This window comes from Qipengyuania sp. Mu-71 (assembly GCF_036867055.1).
Classification (GTDB): Bacteria; Pseudomonadota; Alphaproteobacteria; order Sphingomonadales; family Sphingomonadaceae; genus Qipengyuania; species Qipengyuania profunda.
This window is the reverse complement of sequence record NZ_JBAJHR010000001.1, coordinates 1,749,225-1,767,035: the sequence shown is the minus strand read 5'-3', so window position 1 is coordinate 1,767,035 and position 17,811 is coordinate 1,749,225. Positions and strand designations below refer to the sequence as shown.

At 65.7% G+C, this 17,811-nt stretch carries 13 protein-coding genes and 1 pseudogene; 6 read left to right on the top strand and 8 right to left on the bottom strand.

The features are described from left to right. Positions 1-50: 50 nt before the first annotated feature. The 4 genes and pseudogenes from uvrC (at position 51) to V6B15_RS08740 (ending at position 4,341) form a co-directional block, all read left to right on the top strand. Entirely contained in the window at positions 51-2,015 is a 1,965-nt protein-coding gene (gene uvrC, locus V6B15_RS08755; RefSeq protein ID WP_334200835.1) for an excinuclease ABC subunit UvrC, read from the top strand. A 389-nt stretch (positions 2,016-2,404) separates the two neighbouring features. Then, a pseudogene (locus tag V6B15_RS08750) lies at positions 2,405-2,677 on the top strand (GIY-YIG nuclease family protein); the annotation flags it as partial. A 198-nt stretch (positions 2,678-2,875) separates the two neighbouring features. Then, the gene (locus V6B15_RS08745) at positions 2,876-3,367 is read left to right on the top strand and encodes a hypothetical protein (RefSeq protein ID WP_334200834.1); all 492 of its coding nucleotides are present in this window, start codon (positions 2,876-2,878) and stop codon (positions 3,365-3,367) included. Between the two features lie 155 nt (positions 3,368-3,522). Next, positions 3,523-4,341: a universal stress protein gene (locus tag V6B15_RS08740; RefSeq protein ID WP_334200833.1), complete on the top strand. Its 819-nt coding sequence runs from the start codon at positions 3,523-3,525 to the stop codon at positions 4,339-4,341. Positions 4,342-4,360: 19 nt separating this feature from the next. On the opposite strand, the gene V6B15_RS08735 is transcribed toward V6B15_RS08740, so the two are convergent. Both V6B15_RS08735 and V6B15_RS08730 read right to left on the bottom strand, forming a co-directional pair. Continuing rightward, positions 4,361-6,211, bottom strand: a complete 1,851-nt coding sequence (locus tag V6B15_RS08735; RefSeq protein WP_334200832.1) for a DEAD/DEAH box helicase — start codon at positions 6,209-6,211, stop codon at positions 4,361-4,363. 176 nt (positions 6,212-6,387) lie between these two features. Further along, the gene (locus tag V6B15_RS08730; protein ID WP_334200831.1) at positions 6,388-6,519 is read right to left on the bottom strand and encodes a hypothetical protein; all 132 of its coding nucleotides are present in this window, start codon (positions 6,517-6,519) and stop codon (positions 6,388-6,390) included. Positions 6,520-6,538: 19 nt separating this feature from the next. On the opposite strand from V6B15_RS08730, the gene V6B15_RS08725 reads away from it, so the two are divergent. Both V6B15_RS08725 and V6B15_RS08720 read left to right on the top strand, forming a co-directional pair. Continuing rightward, complete coding sequence (locus tag V6B15_RS08725; protein ID WP_334200830.1) at positions 6,539-9,370, top strand: TonB-dependent receptor; 2,832 nt, start codon at positions 6,539-6,541, stop codon at positions 9,368-9,370. Beyond that, on the top strand, positions 9,370-10,392 hold the full coding sequence (locus V6B15_RS08720; protein ID WP_334200829.1) for a phytase: 1,023 nt from the start codon (positions 9,370-9,372) through the stop codon (positions 10,390-10,392). Before V6B15_RS08725 ends, V6B15_RS08720 begins: the two co-directional genes overlap by 1 nt. A 5-nt stretch (positions 10,393-10,397) precedes the next feature. On the opposite strand, the gene V6B15_RS08715 is transcribed toward V6B15_RS08720, so the two are convergent. The 6 genes from V6B15_RS08715 to V6B15_RS08690 form a co-directional block, all read right to left on the bottom strand. Beyond that, on the bottom strand, positions 10,398-11,327 hold the full coding sequence (locus V6B15_RS08715) for an acyl-CoA thioesterase (RefSeq protein ID WP_253517475.1): 930 nt from the start codon (positions 11,325-11,327) through the stop codon (positions 10,398-10,400). Positions 11,328-11,359: 32 nt separating this feature from the next. Next, a complete protein-coding gene (locus V6B15_RS08710) occupies positions 11,360-12,385 on the bottom strand; it encodes a hypothetical protein (RefSeq protein WP_334200828.1) in 1,026 nt (341 codons plus the stop codon). Then, positions 12,382-13,410, bottom strand: coding sequence for a GNAT family N-acetyltransferase (locus tag V6B15_RS08705; protein ID WP_334200827.1), 1,029 nt, complete (start codon positions 13,408-13,410; stop codon positions 12,382-12,384). The genes V6B15_RS08710 and V6B15_RS08705 overlap by 4 nt, the downstream gene beginning before the upstream one ends. Before the next feature lie 16 nt (positions 13,411-13,426). Then, positions 13,427-14,305 carry a cupin-like domain-containing protein gene (locus tag V6B15_RS08700; RefSeq protein WP_442969012.1) on the bottom strand — a complete coding sequence of 293 codons (879 nt, stop codon included), beginning with the start codon at positions 14,303-14,305 and terminating at the stop codon, positions 13,427-13,429. After that, entirely contained in the window at positions 14,302-15,477 is a 1,176-nt protein-coding gene (locus tag V6B15_RS08695) for a GNAT family N-acetyltransferase (protein ID WP_334200826.1), read from the bottom strand. The genes V6B15_RS08700 and V6B15_RS08695 overlap by 4 nt, the downstream gene beginning before the upstream one ends. Positions 15,478-15,613: 136 nt before the next feature. Next, complete coding sequence (locus V6B15_RS08690; RefSeq protein WP_334200825.1) at positions 15,614-17,770, bottom strand: sodium-translocating pyrophosphatase; 2,157 nt, start codon at positions 17,768-17,770, stop codon at positions 15,614-15,616. Positions 17,771-17,811 lie beyond the last annotated feature (41 nt).

Sequence of the window (17,811 nt, the reverse complement as noted above, 5' to 3'; positions counted from 1 at the left end):
CGGCAAAACCGGCTTTGCACAAGCCGATGCGGCGCACTATCTCCCCATGCATGTCGCGCACGAAAGCCGGTTCCCCGCATGATCCGAGAGGCAAGGAGCGGTTCCACGAGGACCGCGCCAGCAAGACCGTGGCCGGTGCGCAGCCCGATCTCGAAGCGGGCATCACCGCGATCCGCGAGACGGTGAAGACGCTCAAGCCGCGCCCGGGCGTCTACCGCATGCTCGATGCCCGCGGCGACGTGCTCTATGTTGGCAAGGCGCGCAGCCTCAAGGCGCGGGTCGCCAATTACACGCAGATCAAGGGCCTCACCAACCGCATCCAGCGGATGATCAGCCAGTGCCGCGCGATGGAAATCGTGGTCACCAATTCGGAGGCTGAAGCGCTGCTGCTCGAAGCGCAGCTGATCAAGCGCTATCGCCCGCCGTTCAACGTGCTGCTGCGCGACGACAAGAGCTTTCCCTTCATCCTGCTGCGCGCCCACCACGCCTTCCCGCGGATCACCAAGCATCGCGGCGCGCGCAAGGCCAAGGGCAATTACTACGGCCCCTTCGCCAGCGCGGGCAGCGTCAACAAGACGCTCAACGCGCTGCAGAAACTGTTCCTGCTGCGCAGCTGCACCGACAGTTTCTTCAACAATCGCGACCGGCCCTGCCTGCTGTACCAGATCAAGCGCTGCAGCGCGCCCTGCGTCGGCCGGATCGACGAGCCGGGGTATGAGAAACTGGTGCGCGAGGCGAAGGACTTCCTCGGCGGCAAGTCGAGTGCAGTGCAGCAGGATCTGGAAAAGCAGATGGCGAAGGCGGCGGAGGAGCTCGATTTCGAGACCGCGGCGATCCTGCGCGACCGGCTGCGCGCGGCGACCTTCATCCAGGGCAGCCAGGCGATCAACGCGCAGGGCGTGGGCGATGCCGATGTCTTCGCGCTCGCCGCCAAGGGCGGGCAGGTCGGGGTGCAGGCCTTCTTCATCCGCGGCGGGCAGAACTGGGGCCACCGCACCTTCTATCCGCGCAATACGGGCGAGCTCGAGAAGGAGGAGGTGCTCTCCGACGTATTGCTGCAATTCTACGAGGAAGTGCCGCCGCCGCGCACCATCCTCGTCGACCGCGCGCTGCCCGAACAGGACCTTGTCGCCGAGGCGCTGTGCGAGAAGGCGGGGCACGGCGTCGCGATCTCGATCCCGCAGCGCGGCACGCGGCGCAAGCTGATGCAGCAGGCGAGCCGCAATGCAGTCGAGGCGCTAGAGCGGCGGCTGGCCGAAACCGGGACCAAGGCGAAGGTCCTGCGCGACCTCACCGAATTCCTCGAACTGGAAGAGGTCCCGCAGCGGATCGAGGTTTACGACAACAGCCATATCCAGGGCGACAAGGCGCTGGGCGCGATGGTCGTCGCCAGCCCCGAAGGCTTCGAGAAGGGCCAGTACCGCAAGTTCAACATCAAAACCGCGAAGACCAATGACGATTTCGCCATGATGCGCGAGGTGATGGAACGCCGCTTCCGCAAGCTGGCCGAAACCGGGCGCGATCTCGACGCGCGCACCGAGGGCAAGGGGCACGAGGCGATCTGGCCCGATCTGGTGCTGATCGATGGCGGCAAGGGGCAGATGTCGAGCGTGCGCGACACGCTGGAGGAAATGGGGATCGAGGACGTCCCGCTAATCGCCATCGCCAAGGGCCCGCATCACGGGCGCGAGGGGCGCGAGGTGTTCCATTTCCCCGACGGGCGCGAAAAGACGCTGCCGGTCAATTCGCCGCTATTGTTCTACCTCCAGACGCTGCGCGACGAGGTCCACCGCTACGCCATCGGCGCCCACCGCGCCAAACGCAGCCGCGCGATCACCGCCTCACCGCTCGACGAGATCCCCGGTATCGGCCCCTCGCGCAAACGCGCGCTGCTGCTGCATTTCGGCACCGCGGGGAAGGTCAGGGCCGCCGCGCTGGACGACCTCAAACGCGCCCCCGGCATCAGCGCGGGCGTGGCGCAGCAGGTGTATGATTTCTACCACGCGGGTGGGTGAGGGCGGGGTGGCCGCAAGCGACTCGATTGAGCCTTTCGCGAGCGCCTCGGCAAATCCCGAAAGCCGACAGGCTGCTATCGCGGCATTGGGACGAAAAGCTGACAGGCAGGAAACGACCCCGTTGCAGCCATTGGAGAAAGCAGTCTAAGTTTGCTCCATGAAGCCTTGGATGTCTTGGTTCTTGTTCGCACTCGCGTGCGGGGCAATCGCCTATCTTGTAGCCGATGATTGGAGCGCGAGAGTCATCACCTACATCTTCCTTTTTTCCGACCCTGCTGTTTGGGCGGTCCGAAAGATGCGGCAGTCAAGGTGACTGCTTTCCACCCCAAACTCAGTCATCCCAGCGAAAGCTGGGATCGCTCGCCGCGCGCGGCTAGCTGTCGGGGCGCATGAGCGCGTGGGTCTACATCATGAGCAACCGCAAGGATGGCGTGCTCTATATCGGCGTGACCGCCGACCTCTCTCGGCGGATCGTCCAGCATCGGGAGGGGAAGGGCTCGGCCTTCTGCCGGCGGTACGGGCTGGCGCGGCTTGTCTATGCCGAAGAGCATGACAGCATCGAGGATGCGATCGCGCGCGAGAAAGCGATGAAGGCGTGGAAGCGCGCGTGGAAGATCGAATTGATCGAGGGTGTGAACCCAGAGTGGGACGATTTGTTCGACATGGTTCTTCGATTGCGGGCGATCCCAGCTTTCGCTGGGATGACATGGCGGGGCAGAGTTGACGTGGCGGGGCTGGCTGCCTTGGTGGGGCTGGGCCGAGGGCGATCCCAGCTTTCGCTGGGATGACGAAGTGGGCTGGGCTGACGCCGTGGTGGCAGGGCTTTCCTACACACCCTGTCCCGTGCCTTATCCTCTCGGATGAAGCACTACCCACCGCGCTCCGCGCGTCCGCGCAGGCCCTCCATTACTATCCCGCCGTTCCACGCCGTCCCGCTGCGTCATCGCGCCGATGGATGGACGCCCGTGCGGCAGGCGGAGTTCATCGGGCATCTCGCCGCGACGCGCTCGGTCGCGGCGGCAGCGCGCGGCGTTTCGATGGCGCGCGAGACTGCCTATCGCCTGCGCGCGCGGGCTGGGGCGCAAGGCTTTGCGGCGGCGTGGGACGTGGCGCTCGCGCGGCCGCGTTCGGAGGCCGGGAGGGCGCGGCTCGAGGCGGCGCTGGAGGCTGCGCGCGCGGCGCGAGAGGCACACCGGAAGGTCACGATCCCCGAGCTCGAATGGCGGGTGGCGACCGGGCTGTGGCAGGTCATGCTGCGCGGCGGGCGCTATGTCGGCGTGGTTCGCAAGCCCGACGAAACCGCGCTTCTCGCGCTGCTCTCGCGCACGCGCACGGCCGCGGGGCGGGCATGATGCGCGATGAAGGTCACGCTTTTGGGGCGCGCGGTTCGCGGTCCATGCCAGCGCGCGGTTTGATCTCGATCAAGGAGCCGCGCCGGATAGCTGCTATACTGCCGCATCACGCGGGAATCGGCCCGTTGGCCATCCTGCAAACTGGGAGACGAGCCATGAAGACGATCCTGTTCAACGCCGCCGGGGATGACGCCTTTCCCGGACGGCTCGACGCCGTGCTTGGTCTGGCGCGGCGGTTCGATGCGCATCTCACGCTGCTGCACGCAATCCCCTATGAAGCGGTGGGCGTGCTCGATTTCCAGGGCGCCGCCTTTGCCGCGATGGTACCGATCTGGCGCGAGGAGGCGGCGCGGCTGCGCGAGACGACGCTGGCCGATCTCGCCAATGAGGGCGTGTCGTGGAACTGGGTCGATGCGGGCGGACCGGCGGCGCTGGCGCTGCTGCGCGAATCCGCGCTGAACGATTTGGTGGTGGTGAGCGCGCGCGATCAGTCAGCAGGCCCGGATACGCCGTCCTTCACCGCGGGCGAACTGGCGCTATCGGCGTCCTGCCCGGTGCTGGTGCTGCCCGAGACCTGCACGCGGATCGACCCCGAAGCGCCCGCGCTGGTCGCGTGGGACGGATCGGCCGAAGCCTCGCACGCGCTCAAGGCGGCGGTGCCGTTGCTCAAGCTGTCGAGTGCGGTCTATCTCGCAACGGTCAAGGAATCCGCGAAACCGGCGAAGGAGCCCGATCTGCCGCCGGTTGCGGGGGCGGACTACCTCTCGCGCCACGGCATCTCGTGCGAGATGATCGAGGTCGCGCCGCATGACGAGGGCGTTGCCGCCGCGTTGCAGGCCGAGGCCGCCACGCGCAAGGCGGGGCTGCTCGTCATGGGCGCCTATGGCCATACGCGCCTGACCGAACGCGTGTTCGGCGGCGTGACGCGCAGGATGCTCACCGGAGTGCGCATCCCGCTCTTGCTGACGCATTGACGCTGGGCCGGGGGCCGGATCAGTCCTTGCTCGGACCGCCCGGCTTGCCCTTCGGCTTGAACTTGGGCTTGCCCGCGAACGGCTTGCCGCCACCGGGTTTGCCGCCGCCGGGCTTGCCGCGCTTGAACGGCGGTTTGCCACCGGGGCCCTTGCCGGTACCACCCGGACCGCCGGGACCCTTGCCCGCGGGACGCGCGTGGATCTTGCCCGCGCCGCCACCGCCGCCGTGCTTGCGGCGGTTCTCGCGCGCTTCGATACGCGGGCCCTCGGGGGCTTCCTCGATCGCGATCGCATCCTGTTCGTCCTCGGGCGAGGCGGTGCGCTGCACGGCATCGGCGAACTTGCCTGCCACCGCGCGCGGCACCTGGAACCAGCTTTCGGTCTGGCCGATGCGGATCGCGCCGATCTCGTTGCGGGTGATGTGGCCGCGGCGGCAGATCAGCGGCAGGATCCAGCGCGGCTCGGCGTTCTGGCGCCGGCCGATGTCGATGCGGAACCAGGTCACGTCCTCGAAGCCGGGACGGTGGCGCTCGGCCTTGGCCTTCTCATGCGCTTCGGGGGTATTGGCGATCAGTTCCTCGGGCGCGGGCATCTTCGCGCGGTGCGCCTGGACCAGCGCGGCGGCGATGTCCTCGGGCGACATGCGCGCCATCAGCTCGGCAGCCGTCTCGCGATCGGACTCGTCGATCTCGCGCGGTTCGGTGAGCTTCTCGATGAGGCGCGTGTGATCCTTCTTGCGGATCGCCTCGGGGGTGGGGGCGTCCATCCATTGCGCCTCGATGCGGGCCCCGCGGAGCATGCCTTCGACCCGGCGGCGGCGATTGTAGGGCACGATGATCGCGGCAGTGCCCTTCTTGCCCGCGCGTCCGGTGCGGCCCGAGCGGTGCTGGAGCGTTTCGGCATCGCGCGGGATCTCGACGTGGATCACCAGGCTGAGCGTGGGCAGGTCGATCCCGCGCGCGGCGACGTCGGTCGCCACGCAGACGCGGGCACGCCGGTCGCGCAGCGCCTGCAGCGCCTGGTTGCGCTCGGACTGCGAATGCTCGCCCGACAGCGCGACAACGCCGAAGCCGCGGTTCTGCAGCGTGGAGTGGAGGCGCCGCACGCTTTCGCGCGTGGCGCAGAAACAGATCGCGGTTTCCGCTTCGTGGAAGCGCAGCATGTTGACCACCGCGTTCTCGATTTCGGACGGGCCGACGGTGATCCCCTGATAGGTGATGTCGCCATGCCCGCGCGTCTCGCCGGCAAGCGACAGGCGCAGCGCATTACGCTGGTAGCGTTCGGCCAGCCGTTCGATCGGGCGCGGCATGGTGGCGGAGAACAGCAGCGTGCGGCGCGTATCGGGAGTCGCGTCGAGGATTTCCTCGAGATCTTCGCGGAAGCCCATGTCGAGCATCTCGTCGGCCTCGTCGAGCACCACGCCGACCAGTCCCGAGAGGTCGAGCGCGCCGCGTTCGAGGTGGTCGCGCAGGCGTCCGGGCGTACCGACGACGATCGCGGGCCCACCGCGCAGCGCGCGGCGTTCCTTGCTCGCATCCATCCCGCCAACGCAGGTGGCAATGCGCAGGCCCGCACCGGCATAAAGCCAGCCAAGCTCGCGGCTGACCTGCAGCGCGAGCTCGCGGGTGGGCGCGATGGCCAGCACCAGCGGCTTTTCGGACGGCGGCATGCTGCCGGTTTCGCCCAGCAGTTCGGGTGCCAGCGCGAGACCGAAGGCAACGGTCTTGCCGCTGCCGGTCTGCGCGGAGACGATCAGGTCGCGGCCGGCCGCATCGGGAGCGATGACGGCGGCCTGAACCGGGGTGGGGGCTTCATAGCCGCGGGCGGCCAGCGCTTCGCCGAGAACCGGCGGGAGAGTTTCGAAAGACATAGGACTCGATAGAACGGAGGCATCGCGGAATGCGACGCGAGGAGGAGGGGGAGGTGTAGCAATGCGCCCGGCTGGCGCGGATAAGGGGTGCGTCGGCGGGTTTTGCACCTGCACGCTCGGGACCGCCTATAGCGTATTGGAGCCGGTTTGGCTTGCGATATTTTGCAGGTGCGAAATCAGCGCTCGCAAACGCCGATCCGGCGGCTCGTCCGGATGTTACAGTTGCGGGTCACAAACGGCTCGATTGTCTTGCAGATTTCTTCGTCCGGCAATGATCCGGTCAACCAGCGCTCATATTGCGCCTTCATCTTACCTGGAGGGCAATTCATGAAAATCAGAACCACGCTGTTCGCCGGAGCCGCGATTGCGGCGCTGTCGCTTCCCGCAGTTGCGCATGCCGGCGAAGTCGCCGGCACCGTGTCCGATGCCAGCGATACCATCGCTTTGCGCAGCGCGCAGATCCGCATCGTAGAGCTCGACCGCGTGGCGACGTCCGAACGCGACGGCTCCTTCCTCTTCGCCGATGTCCCGGCGGGTGAATACACGCTGGAAATCAGCTATGTCGGTGCCGAAACCGTTACCCGGATGGTCAGCGTTCCCGCCACCGGCGCGGTGCGCGCGGATATCGCGATGTCCGGCTTCGGCGATAACGAGATCCTCGTCATCGGCCAGGCGGCGAACCTGTCGAGCTCGCTGTCGCGCAAGAAGGAAGCCGATGGCGTTTCCGATGTGCTGACGCGCGATGCGATCGGCCAGTTCCCCGATCAGAACGTCGCCGAAAGCCTGCGCCGCCTGCCCGGCGTCAATGTCCTCAACGACCAGGGCGAAGGCCGCTTCGTTTCGGTGCGCGGGCTTGCACCCGACCTCGTGTCCTCCTCGCTCAACGGCGTGCGCCTGCCGTCGCCCGAAGCCGATGTGCGCTCGGTCGCGCTCGATGTGATCTCCTCCGACATCATCGAATCGATCGAAGTGAAGAAGTCGCTCACTCCCGATATGGATGCCGACACGATCGGCGCCTCGGTCGAGATCGAGACGACCAGCGCCTTCGACCGCAAGAAGCGCCTGCTGACCGCCAAGATCGAGGGCAGCTACAACGATTATGCCGACCAGGTCAGTCCGAAGGGGAGCCTCGACTTCGCCACCCGCGTGGGCAACAATTTCGGTATTTCGGGCGGCGTCAGCTATTACAAGCGCACCTTCGAAACCGACAATATCGAGGCCGATGGCTGGGAAGAGGACGATGGCGTCATCTATGCCGAGGACCTCGAATATCGCGACTACGACGTCGAGCGCGAGCGTATCAGCGCGACGCTGGGCTTCGATGTCCGCGCGGGCGACAGCACCGAGCTGTATGTTCGCGGCGTGTACAGCCAGTTCGACGACCAGGAGAGCCGCCGCCGCCTGATCTTCGATCTCGGCGATGCGATCGTCTCGGGTTCGGGCAGCACGGTCAACTACAGCGATACCGATCCCGATCCGGACGAGGAAGCCGCGATCACCGTCGAACGCGACATCAAGGACCGCTTCGAAAGCCAGAAGATCCGCTCGCTCGTCTTCGGCGGCGAAAGCGACTGGGGTGCATGGTTCGCCAATTACTCAGCCAGCTGGGCAAAATCGAGCGAGCTCGAAAATGGCAGCCTCGATCCGATCTCGTTCGAGCGCGAATATGAGGAAGAGGGCTTTGGCGTGGGGCTGGACTTCAGCGATCCGCGCATCCCGCTCTATACCGCCACCGACCCGAGCGGCGACTTCCGCGATCCCGGAGCATACGAGCTCAACGATATCGAGTTCGTCACGCTCTCCGATTCGCAGGACGAGGAATGGTCGGCAAAATTCGATATCGGCCGCCGCTTTGCCGCCGACAATGGCGAATTCACCGTGCAGGTCGGGTTCAAGGGCCGCTGGCGCGACAAGACCTATGACGCGGATGTCGAATTCTACGAAAACGACGCGATGACGCTGACCGACGCGCTGGGTGAGGGCCAGACCTATCGCTTGGCCGATATCTCGCCGGTCGCCGGCTTTACCGCGGGGTCGGACTTCTTCCGCGCGAACTTCGGCGATTTCGAATTGCAGGAAGCCGACAGCGCCTATGACAGCGCGGTCGAGGATTTTGCGGTCGATGAAGACATCATGGCCGGCTATCTGCTCGGCCGCTGGGAAAGCGCGGACCTGCGCGTGATCTATGGCCTGCGGTACGAGCACACCGACAACACGCTGGCTGGCAACAATGTCCTGCTGGTCGAGGAAGATGGAACGCTGCCCGATGGCTCGATCGCGGGTGACGATACCGTACTCGTTTCGCCCATTTCGATCGACAAGAGCTACGACCACTGGCTCCCGAGCCTCAATGTGCGGTACGAAGCGCAGACCGACCTCGTCCTGCGCGCGGGCTTTTTCCGCTCGATCGTGCGTCCCACGCCGTTCCAGCAGGCGCCGCACTTCGCAGTCGAGGAAGCCGATGACGGCGAGCGCGAAGGCGAGTTCGGCAATCCCGCGCTGCTGCCGACCGAGGCATGGAACTTCGATGCGGCGGTCGAATATTACATGAGCTCGAACGGCGCGCTGTTCGCCTCGGTCTTCTACAAGAGCCTCGACAACTTCATTGTCGATGTGAACACCGATGTCGCGGGCAGTTTCCGCGGTCTCGCATTCGATGAAGCGACCATCGCCCGCAATGGCGACGATGCCGACATCTTCGGTATCGAGCTGGGCTTTGCGCAGGCGTTCACCGGCGCGCTCGATGGCATCGTGGTGCAGGCGAACTACACCTACACCGATGCCGAGGGTACGGTCACCACACTGGCCAGCGAAGGGCCGCGCTCGATTGCGCTGCCAGCCACTGCCAAGCATACCGCCAACTTCTCGGTCGGTTACGACAAGGGGCCGATCGATATCCGCCTGTCGGGCACCTATCGCGACAAATATCTCGACGAGCTCGCCGATACGGCCGATCTCGACCGCTATGTCGACGACCACTTCCAGCTCGACCTGTCGGCCAAGCTGCGGGTCACCGACAATGTGCAGGTGTTCTACGAATGGGTGAACATCAACAACGCGAAATATTTCGCTTACAACACCTTCGGCAGCCAGCGTAACCTCTACCAATACGAGGAATACAACTGGACCATGAAGGGTGGCTTGAGGGTGACGTTCTGATGCGCGGTGAATTCCAGATTTTCGCACTCGCCAGCCTCGGCATCGCCGCCGCTTGCGCGACGGTCCCGGCTGCCGGCGACCCCGCCGTGCCGGTCTTCGCAGTGGCGGAGACCGTGCCGGTGGTCACCACCAACGAGGACGCCGCCGACGATCCGGCGATCTGGCGCAATGCGGCATCGCCCGCCGACAGCCTGATCGTCGCGACCGACAAGAAGGCGGGGCTGTATGTCTATGGCCTCGACGGCAAGGTGAAGAGCTTCAGCGAGCATCCCGCGCTCAACAATGTCGACCTCGTCGACATGGGCGAGGCGGGCGTGATCGTCTTCGCTAGCGATCGCAGCGATCTCGCCAGCGCCAGGATCGTGCTTTACCGTCTCGACACGGCGAAGGGCGCGCTCACCGAACTGGCCCGCCTGGCCACGGGTCCGGGGGAAGCCTACGGCATCTGCGGCACGCGCCGCGGTGACAAGCTGGTCGTCTACACCGCGCCCAAGAGCGGGCGGATCGGCGAATGGGAAATCGCCCTGGGCGATACTCCCCGCGCGCGCGAACTGCGCACCATGCAGGTCCCCTCGCAGCCCGAAGGCTGCGCGGTCGATCATCGTAGCGGCATGCTCTATATCGGAGAGGAAGCGGGCGGCGTCTGGCGGTTCGCCCCCGGCACGGTCACGGGCGAGCTGGTCGCCGCAGTCGATGGGCGCAAGCTCGTCGCCGATCTCGAGGGGCTCGCTTTGGTGCCCGAGGGCAGCACTGGCGGCTGGCTCTATGCTTCGAGCCAGGGCGACAACACGTACATGCGCTACGCGCTGCCCGACATGGCCCCGGCAGGGCGGTTCCGGATCGCCGAGGGCCGCTTCGGCAGCACCGAGGAAACCGACGGGATCGAAGCCATGCGCGGCGATTTCGGTCCGAGCTTTCCCGGCGGCCTGTTCATCGCGCAGGACGGGATCAACGACGGCAAGGCGCAGAACTTCAAGCTGGTCCCGCTGGGCGCAATCGAGGAGGCGCTGGCAGCGGAGTAGGGCACCTAGGCGTCCTTCTGCACCCGTTTGCGCATCATGCCTTCCTGCGCGACGCTGGCGACCAGTTCGCCCTGGCGGTTGAAAATGCGGCCGCGGTTGAACCCGCGGCCGCCACCGCTCCACGGGGCGTCGGTGGCATAGAGTAGCCATTCATCCGCGCGTGCAGGGCGATGGAACCAGATCGCATGGTCGAGGCTGGCGCCGACCAGTTCGCCGCGCATCCACGACAGGCCGTGCGGAAGCGCGCTGGTGCCCAGCAGCGTGTAATCGCTGGCATAGGCGATCACCGCGCGGTGCAGCGCCGCGTTCTGCTCGATCGGGGGCAGCGGGGCGACGGTGCGGAACCAGCTGTGCGCGCGCGGTTCGCGCGGTTCGCTGTTCATCCAGTGCAGCCGGTCAACCGTGCGCATGTCGATCGGGCGGGGGCGCAGGACGAGATTGCGTTGCTGCTCGGTCATGCGGTCGCCCGCGCGCTCGACCATCTTGTGGCGCATCTCCATATCGCTCTTCAGCTCTTCGGGCGGAGCGACATCGGGCATGGTCACATCGTCATGCGCCAGCCCGTCCTCGGGCCGTTGGAAGCTGGCGGTAAGGTTGAGAATCGGGCGCGGCGCACCGCTATCGTCCGGCTGGCTGGCGACCACCCGGCGGTTGGCGAAGCTGCGCCCGTCGAAGTCGCGCGCGGTATTGTAGGCGATATCGACGCCTTCCTTGCCGCCGCGCAGGAAATAGGCGTGGAGCGAATGTGCCTCGAGGCCTTCCGGCGCGGTCGCCTGCGCCGCCTGCAGCGCCTGCGCGATGACCTGCCCGCCAAATACGCGGCCCACGCCATCGGGCTGTTTCAGGCCGCTAAAGGCGTCCTCGGCATCGCGGGAAACGGTCAGCAGGCGGATAAAGGCTGCGACGAGCTCTTCTGGTGTCTTTTCAATGCTCACGCCCAGCGGTTTGCGGGTGCTTTACGTTTGCGTCAAGCGTCACGGACGCGCGATTGTCGGAAAGCGTAAACCGCCAGCCCGATGCTGATGAAAAGCTCGCGATATTCGGAGCTGTCGAAGATCATCACCATGGTATGCCCGAAGGCGAGCATGAACAGCTGGCCCGCTGCGACCCACACCGCCAGGGTGCTCCATAGCACCGTGCCATGCCGCGTGACGCTGCTGCGCGCAAACGCGATGCAGACGCCAAGACCGATCCAGAACGCCGCCTGCACCGGCAGGAGCGTCCAGTGACTGTAAGTGAACACCAGCATCGGCGCGGAGACCGCGGCCACCGTGCGGTCGGGCAGGAAGGGCGCCAGCACGCGCACCAGGGGCCAGCGCGCCACTTCGCTTTCGCGCAGCAGGGGGAGCAGCATGAGGAAGATGCCGGTGCCCGAATACAGCGCCAGTTCGGTGATGTCGGTGTGGAAATTGTGCAGGTTGAATTCGCCCTGCCAGTTGCGCGCGGCCACCGCTTCGGGCGTGTCGAAGCCGATCTGGCGCTGGAACCAGCTGACCTCTTCCAGCGCCATCAGTGCGAACAGCGCGGTGAAGCCCGCAGCGATCACTACCGGGATCCAGCGGGGACCATGCGCCGGGGTAAGGCGAAACACTGTGCGCACTCGCAGCGCCATCAATCCAGCGGCGCCGAACAGCAGCAGGGCGGACAGCCATTCGATCGCGCTGTCCTCTGCGCCGACGCGGGCGAAGGCGGGAGGGCTTATCCCGAGCAGGGCCGCGCCAGCGACCGAAAGCAGCGTAACCGACCAGGCCAGCACCAATGCGCCGCCGCCTATCCGCTCGCTGTGTATGCGCGCCCTGGCCAGCGCCGCGACGAGCAGGAAGCTCAAGCCTGCGGTTACCAGCCTGCGCGCCCAGTGCCAGCCATCGTGCACCGGCGCTTCCTCGCGGGCGAAATGCCAGTTGAATACGCTTTGCTCATAAGCGGCCATGCCGACCATGAAGCCGAGCCAGAGGATTGCGCTGGTAAGGATGAACCATTGCGAGCGGGTCAAGCGGCACTCTCCCACCACGGGGACAGCAGCCGGGACAGCAGCGCGCCGCGCACGAACAGCAGATCGACCATTTCGGGACCCGGCTGCGCGCCCATTTCGCTCTTGTATCCAGCGTCGCCCAGGCCCCAGCTGATGCGCGTGACGCCGTGTTCGGCCGCGCGGGCGAAGTCGTCATATAACAGGACGCGACCGGGCCCGAACTGGGTGAAGCGCTGGTCGTAATTGTTGGCGATGTAATAACGGACATCGCCCGCCTGAACCCCGAAGGTGAAGGCTGCGGGAGTATTGCCGAGCCATATCAGGCTGCCGAACAGCATGGCGGCCAGCTGCGGGTCCGCGCAGAGCGCCTTCCAATAGCCGCGCATCGCGGGGTCGCGGAACTTGGTATCGCCGCCATGGTCGAGCTGGCCGAGCCAGCTTGCCGCCTCGACCTGCGCCATTGCGTCGCGCTGCGCGGGGGTCCAGTCGGTCCCGGTGAAGAACTCCACGCGCAGCGGTCCGCTTTCTTCCTCGAGCCTGCGCTTGCGCCACCGGTTCTTGCGCCGGGTTTTTGCCGATGGCCAATCGCCCTGCGCACCAAGCGCCGCGAGATCCAGTTCGAAGACCCGCCCGAGCGGACGCGACAGCATGTGCCAACCGGCCATCCGGGCGGCGGCGCTCAGCATTTCGAGTGACGGGCCGCCGGCCTCCACGGGCCCCAGCCGCCAGATCCGGCCCAGCCGCTCGCGATGATCGCCCAGCGCTTGTGCGAGCGGCGCCACCTGTACATCGCGGGCCAGGGGCACGCCGCGGAACGGCCAGTACCCGCCAGCCACTTCGCGCAGGGTGAGAGGTCCCTTACGGCGTTCGGCCAGTGCCAGTCCGGCAAGCGGCGCACCGTGCTTGTCGGCAAGGACGAAGCGATCGGGCGCGGGCGTGGCAGCGCCGAACCATGCAGCGCGCAGGAAACTGCGGCGCGCCGGGCCCTGCTCGGCCAGAGCGTCGAATAGCGCGCTGTCGTGAGTGCGCCGATCGCCGGACCCCATCCGCTCCATCGACAGTCTATCCCGGGGTCCCGAAGGCTTTGCGCCACGCGCGGAAGGCAAGGGATTTGGCAGTGTTCCGGGCCGGCCAGCGCCGGGGCGGGGCGGGGGTGATGCCGAGCTTGCGAACAAGGCCGTTGAAGCACCGCGCGCCAGCCTCGGCATAGCTCCATTCGCTGCGCCAGGTGATCGAAAGCGAAAGCGAGGGTTCCGAACCGTTGCGGACGAAATGCGGGGCCATGACCGGGACATAGACGGCTTCGCCCGGCTCGAGGGCGATGGCCAGGCCGCCGGACCGCAAACTCTCGTCCCAGGGCAATTCGCGCGGTCCGCCGAGATGATAGCTTTCATGCACCGTATCGGGTGCGTAACGCGTGTCGCCTGCGGGGAACTGCGTCATCACCTTCGTGCCCTTCACCTGCAGCAGGATGTTGTGCTCGGGATCGAAATGATAGGGCGTCACCGCGTTCGGGCTGGAAATGAAAATGAACCCCTGCGGCGTCAGCATTTTGCCGGTGCCGGCTTCGATCGACGGTCGCAGTTCTTCGAGCAGCGCCATCAGCAAGGCTTCGTAGGCCGGGACTTGCTCGATATTCTTGAGCACTGCCCAGCTGTTGCTGGTGGCGATATGCCGGATCGTTTCGCCGATGGTCATGCCGTTGGTACCGGGCTTGCCGTCGATCCCGATCGGCAGATCGCCGCGATTGTACTCGACCGATGCGGCGGGCAGCTCCTCGCCCAATTGCGCAAGCCGGTCCAGCGACAGGCGCGCATCGGCATCCAGCCGGTGGCGCAGGACATGCGGCGTCTCGGGATAGCCGCGGGCAAAGGCGGCGACGGACTGTTGCGGGAAGACGCGGATCGCTGCTGCGGAGAGGGCGGGATCGTGTTTGGTCACTGCCTTTTCCCCGTGCGGTAGAGCTCGATGGCCGTCAGCGCGGCCCCGATCCCGCGGCGGAGACGCCCGCCGATGGGGATGGTGAGCATCGCGATTTCGCGGCGGTCAGGCCAAATCTGTCCTATCATCGGGTGGTCCGGTGCTGCGCAACTGTCTGACAGCGTAACACTCTTGCATTCCAGAATGGCGAGGTTTTCGACCTGCAACAGCATTCCGGGTGAAAGTTTCGAGAGGCTCTCGTCATACGCCGTCTTGAAGCCGAACGCGTGAGGGGGGGTGACGAAGCTGGTCAGCATGGCCACCGGGCGCCCGTCGAGATGGAAGGCTAGCCGTTCCAGTTTGCCCAGCTTGGCCGCTTCGGTCAGGCTCGCGCGAAACAGCGCTTCGGTCGCGGGCGAGCTGGCCAAGGCGGAGCCCTGTTCTCCCTTCCAGCCGGCACGTTCGAGCGCGAGAAACTCGTCGATCCAGCGATCGACACCGGTTTCGTCAGTCTGGCGCGAGAAGACGAAATGCCCCGATTCTTCGAGGCGGCGGCGCTTGCGCTGCAGTTCCTTGCGCCTTTTTCTGTCGAGCGCAGACCTGAGATGTTCCTGGGGCGCCAGTCCGGATCGCAACACGGCACGTTGCAGGCTATGGACGACGCTCAGCTTGCGGCCAGTGGTGGTCGAAATGTCCTGTAATGCAGCGTAAGCGGTGCCGTCGGCCGGGATGTGGGTCAGATGCAGGAAAACGCTGATGCCCGCATGGCTATCGCACCAGTCGAGCAAATTTTCCCAGAATGGCCGCGAATAGCCCTCCTTGACGAGCGGTTCGCCGCAGAACGCATTGGCATGTACCCAATTGGCAAGGTGGGGCACAGGCTGCCCGTGATAGTCCCTGTCGCGCATCAGCGGCATCAACCCGACCAGTTCACCCTCAGATACGTAGCAGGCCAGCAAGATGCTGCCGGCTGGATCGAGGTGGCGGAGCGAATGGGCAAGAAACCATTCTTCGGCAAAGGGGTTCGGCGTGGCGCAATGTTGCGCAAGACGGCGCCAATGTTCGGCAAAGCTGCTGCCGACAACCCCCGTCCACGGCAGGACCGAGAATCCTTCGGTGAGGGCTGCATCTGCGGGAAGCTCCCGAGCGCGATCGGACCATGCATCGGTCGCAAGATCGTCAATATGCGTCACTCGGCCCTCCTTTGGGGCTACAGCTTAGGGGGCAAGGCGCTTAAACCCGGTTAACGCGCTGAAAAGGATGGCGCTAAAAGGGAAGGGCGGCGGCACCTGATGATGCCGCCGCCCCTCGACTTGGTTCGGTCGGGGATCAGCCCGCCGCAAGTGCTGCCAGCAGCAGCAAGGCGACGATATTGGTGATCTTGATCATCGGGTTCACCGCCGGACCCGCGGTGTCCTTGTAGGGATCGCCCACGGTATCGCCGGTCACTGCGGCCTTGTGGGCTTCGCTGCCCTTGCCGCCGTGATGGCCGTCCTCGATGTATTTCTTCGCATTGTCCCATGCGCCGCCACCGGCGGTCATCGACAAGGCCACGAAGATCCCGCCGATAATCACGCCGAGGAGCAGGGCCCCGACCGCGGCGAAGGCGTTCTCCTGCCCGGCGAGGAAGTAGATCGCGTAATAAACCACGATCGGCGCCAGCACCGGCAGCAGCGAGGGCACGATCATTTCCTTGATCGCGGCCTTGGTCACGAGGTCCACCGTGCGGGCGTAGTCGGGTTTGCTGGTGCCCGCCATGATCCCCGGGTCGCCCGCAAACTGGTCGCGCACATCCTTGACCACGTCGCCGGCGGCGCGGCCGACGGCGGTCATGCCCATCGCACCGAACAGGTACGGGAGCAGCGCGCCGAGCAGCAGGCCGACGATCACGTAAGGGTTCTCGAGGCTGAAATCGACGTCCGCATCGGGGAAGAACTCCGCGAGGTCGGTCGTATAGGCCGCGAACAGCACCAGTGCGCCGAGACCTGCCGAACCAATGGCATAGCCCTTGGTCACTGCCTTGGTGGTATTGCCCACCGCGTCGAGCAGATCGGTCTTTTCGCGCACGCTATCGTCGAGACCGGCCATTTCGGCGATTCCGCCGGCATTGTCGGTCACCGGACCATAGGCATCGAGCGCCACGACCATGCCCGCCAGCGCCAGCATGGCGGTGGCCGCATAGGCGATCCCCATCAGCCCGGCGAGCTGGAAGGAGGCGATGATGCCGGCGACGATCACCAGCGTCGGCAGCGCGGTCGATTCAAGGCTGATTGCCAGGCCCTGGATCACATTGGTGCCGTGACCCGTCTCCGAGGCCTTGGCGATCGACTTCACCGGGCGGAAATTGGTGCCGGTGTAGTATTCGGTGATCCAGATGATCAGGCCGGTGATGGCCAGACCGACGACCGAACTCCAGAACAGGTCCCAGCCGGTGAAGGTGCGGACCTGTTCGGCCATGCCTTCTTCCGCCAGCGGGGCGCCCGGGTCGATCCCGGCGGGTGCGCCGCCGATTTCGGTATTCATCCCGCCTAGTGCCAAGTCCATGACCAGCCAGATCAGCGGTACCGCCAGCACGGCGGTGATGATGAAGCCCTTGTACATCGCGCCCATCACGTTCGTGCTGCCCTTGCCGAGCTTCACGAAATAGGTCCCGATGATGCTGGTGACGATACATGCACCGCCGATCAGCAGCGGCAGGGCCATCATCGGCATGAGCAGGTCGCCCAGCGCGTCGCCGAAAAGCAGCGCGGTGAGGACCATCGTGGCACCCACGGTGACGACATAGGTTTCGAACAGATCGGCAGCCATGCCGGCACAGTCGCCGACATTGTCACCGACATTGTCGGCGATGACCGCAGGGTTGCGCGGATCGTCTTCGGGAATGCCCGCCTCGACCTTGCCGACGAGGTCGGCACCCACATCGGCGGCCTTGGTGAAAATCCCGCCGCCAAGACGTGCGAAGATCGAGATCAGCGAGGCCCCGAAGGCGAGCCCGATGAGGCCGTCGATGACTTCACGGCTGTTGGGCGCATGCCCGCCCGGTCCGGTGAGATACCAGAAGAACACCGCGATCGCGAGCAGCGCGAGGCCGGCCACCAGCATGCCGGTGATTGCACCTGCGCGAAAGGCGAGGGTCAGGCCCTGCTGCAAGCCGCTTTGCGCGGCGGCGGCCGTGCGGACGTTGGCCCGCACCGAGATGTTCATCCCGATGAAGCCCGCGAGGCCCGACAGGATCGCCCCGATGACAAAGCCGATCGTCGGCACGGTGCCGAGGAACACGAATACCAGCACCGCCACGACCACGCCGACGAGCTCGATGGTGGTGTACTGCCGTTTGAGATAGGCCTGCGCGCCTTCCTGGATTGCGCCGGCGATTTCCTGCATTCGCTCGTTGCCGGCGCCTGCGCCAAGCACCTGGCGGCTGGTGACGAAGCCGTACACGACGGCCACAAGTCCCAGCAGAATTGCTATGAGAACTAGGTCCACGAAAATTCCCCCTCCCGTTTGATTTTTATATTTATGCGCCC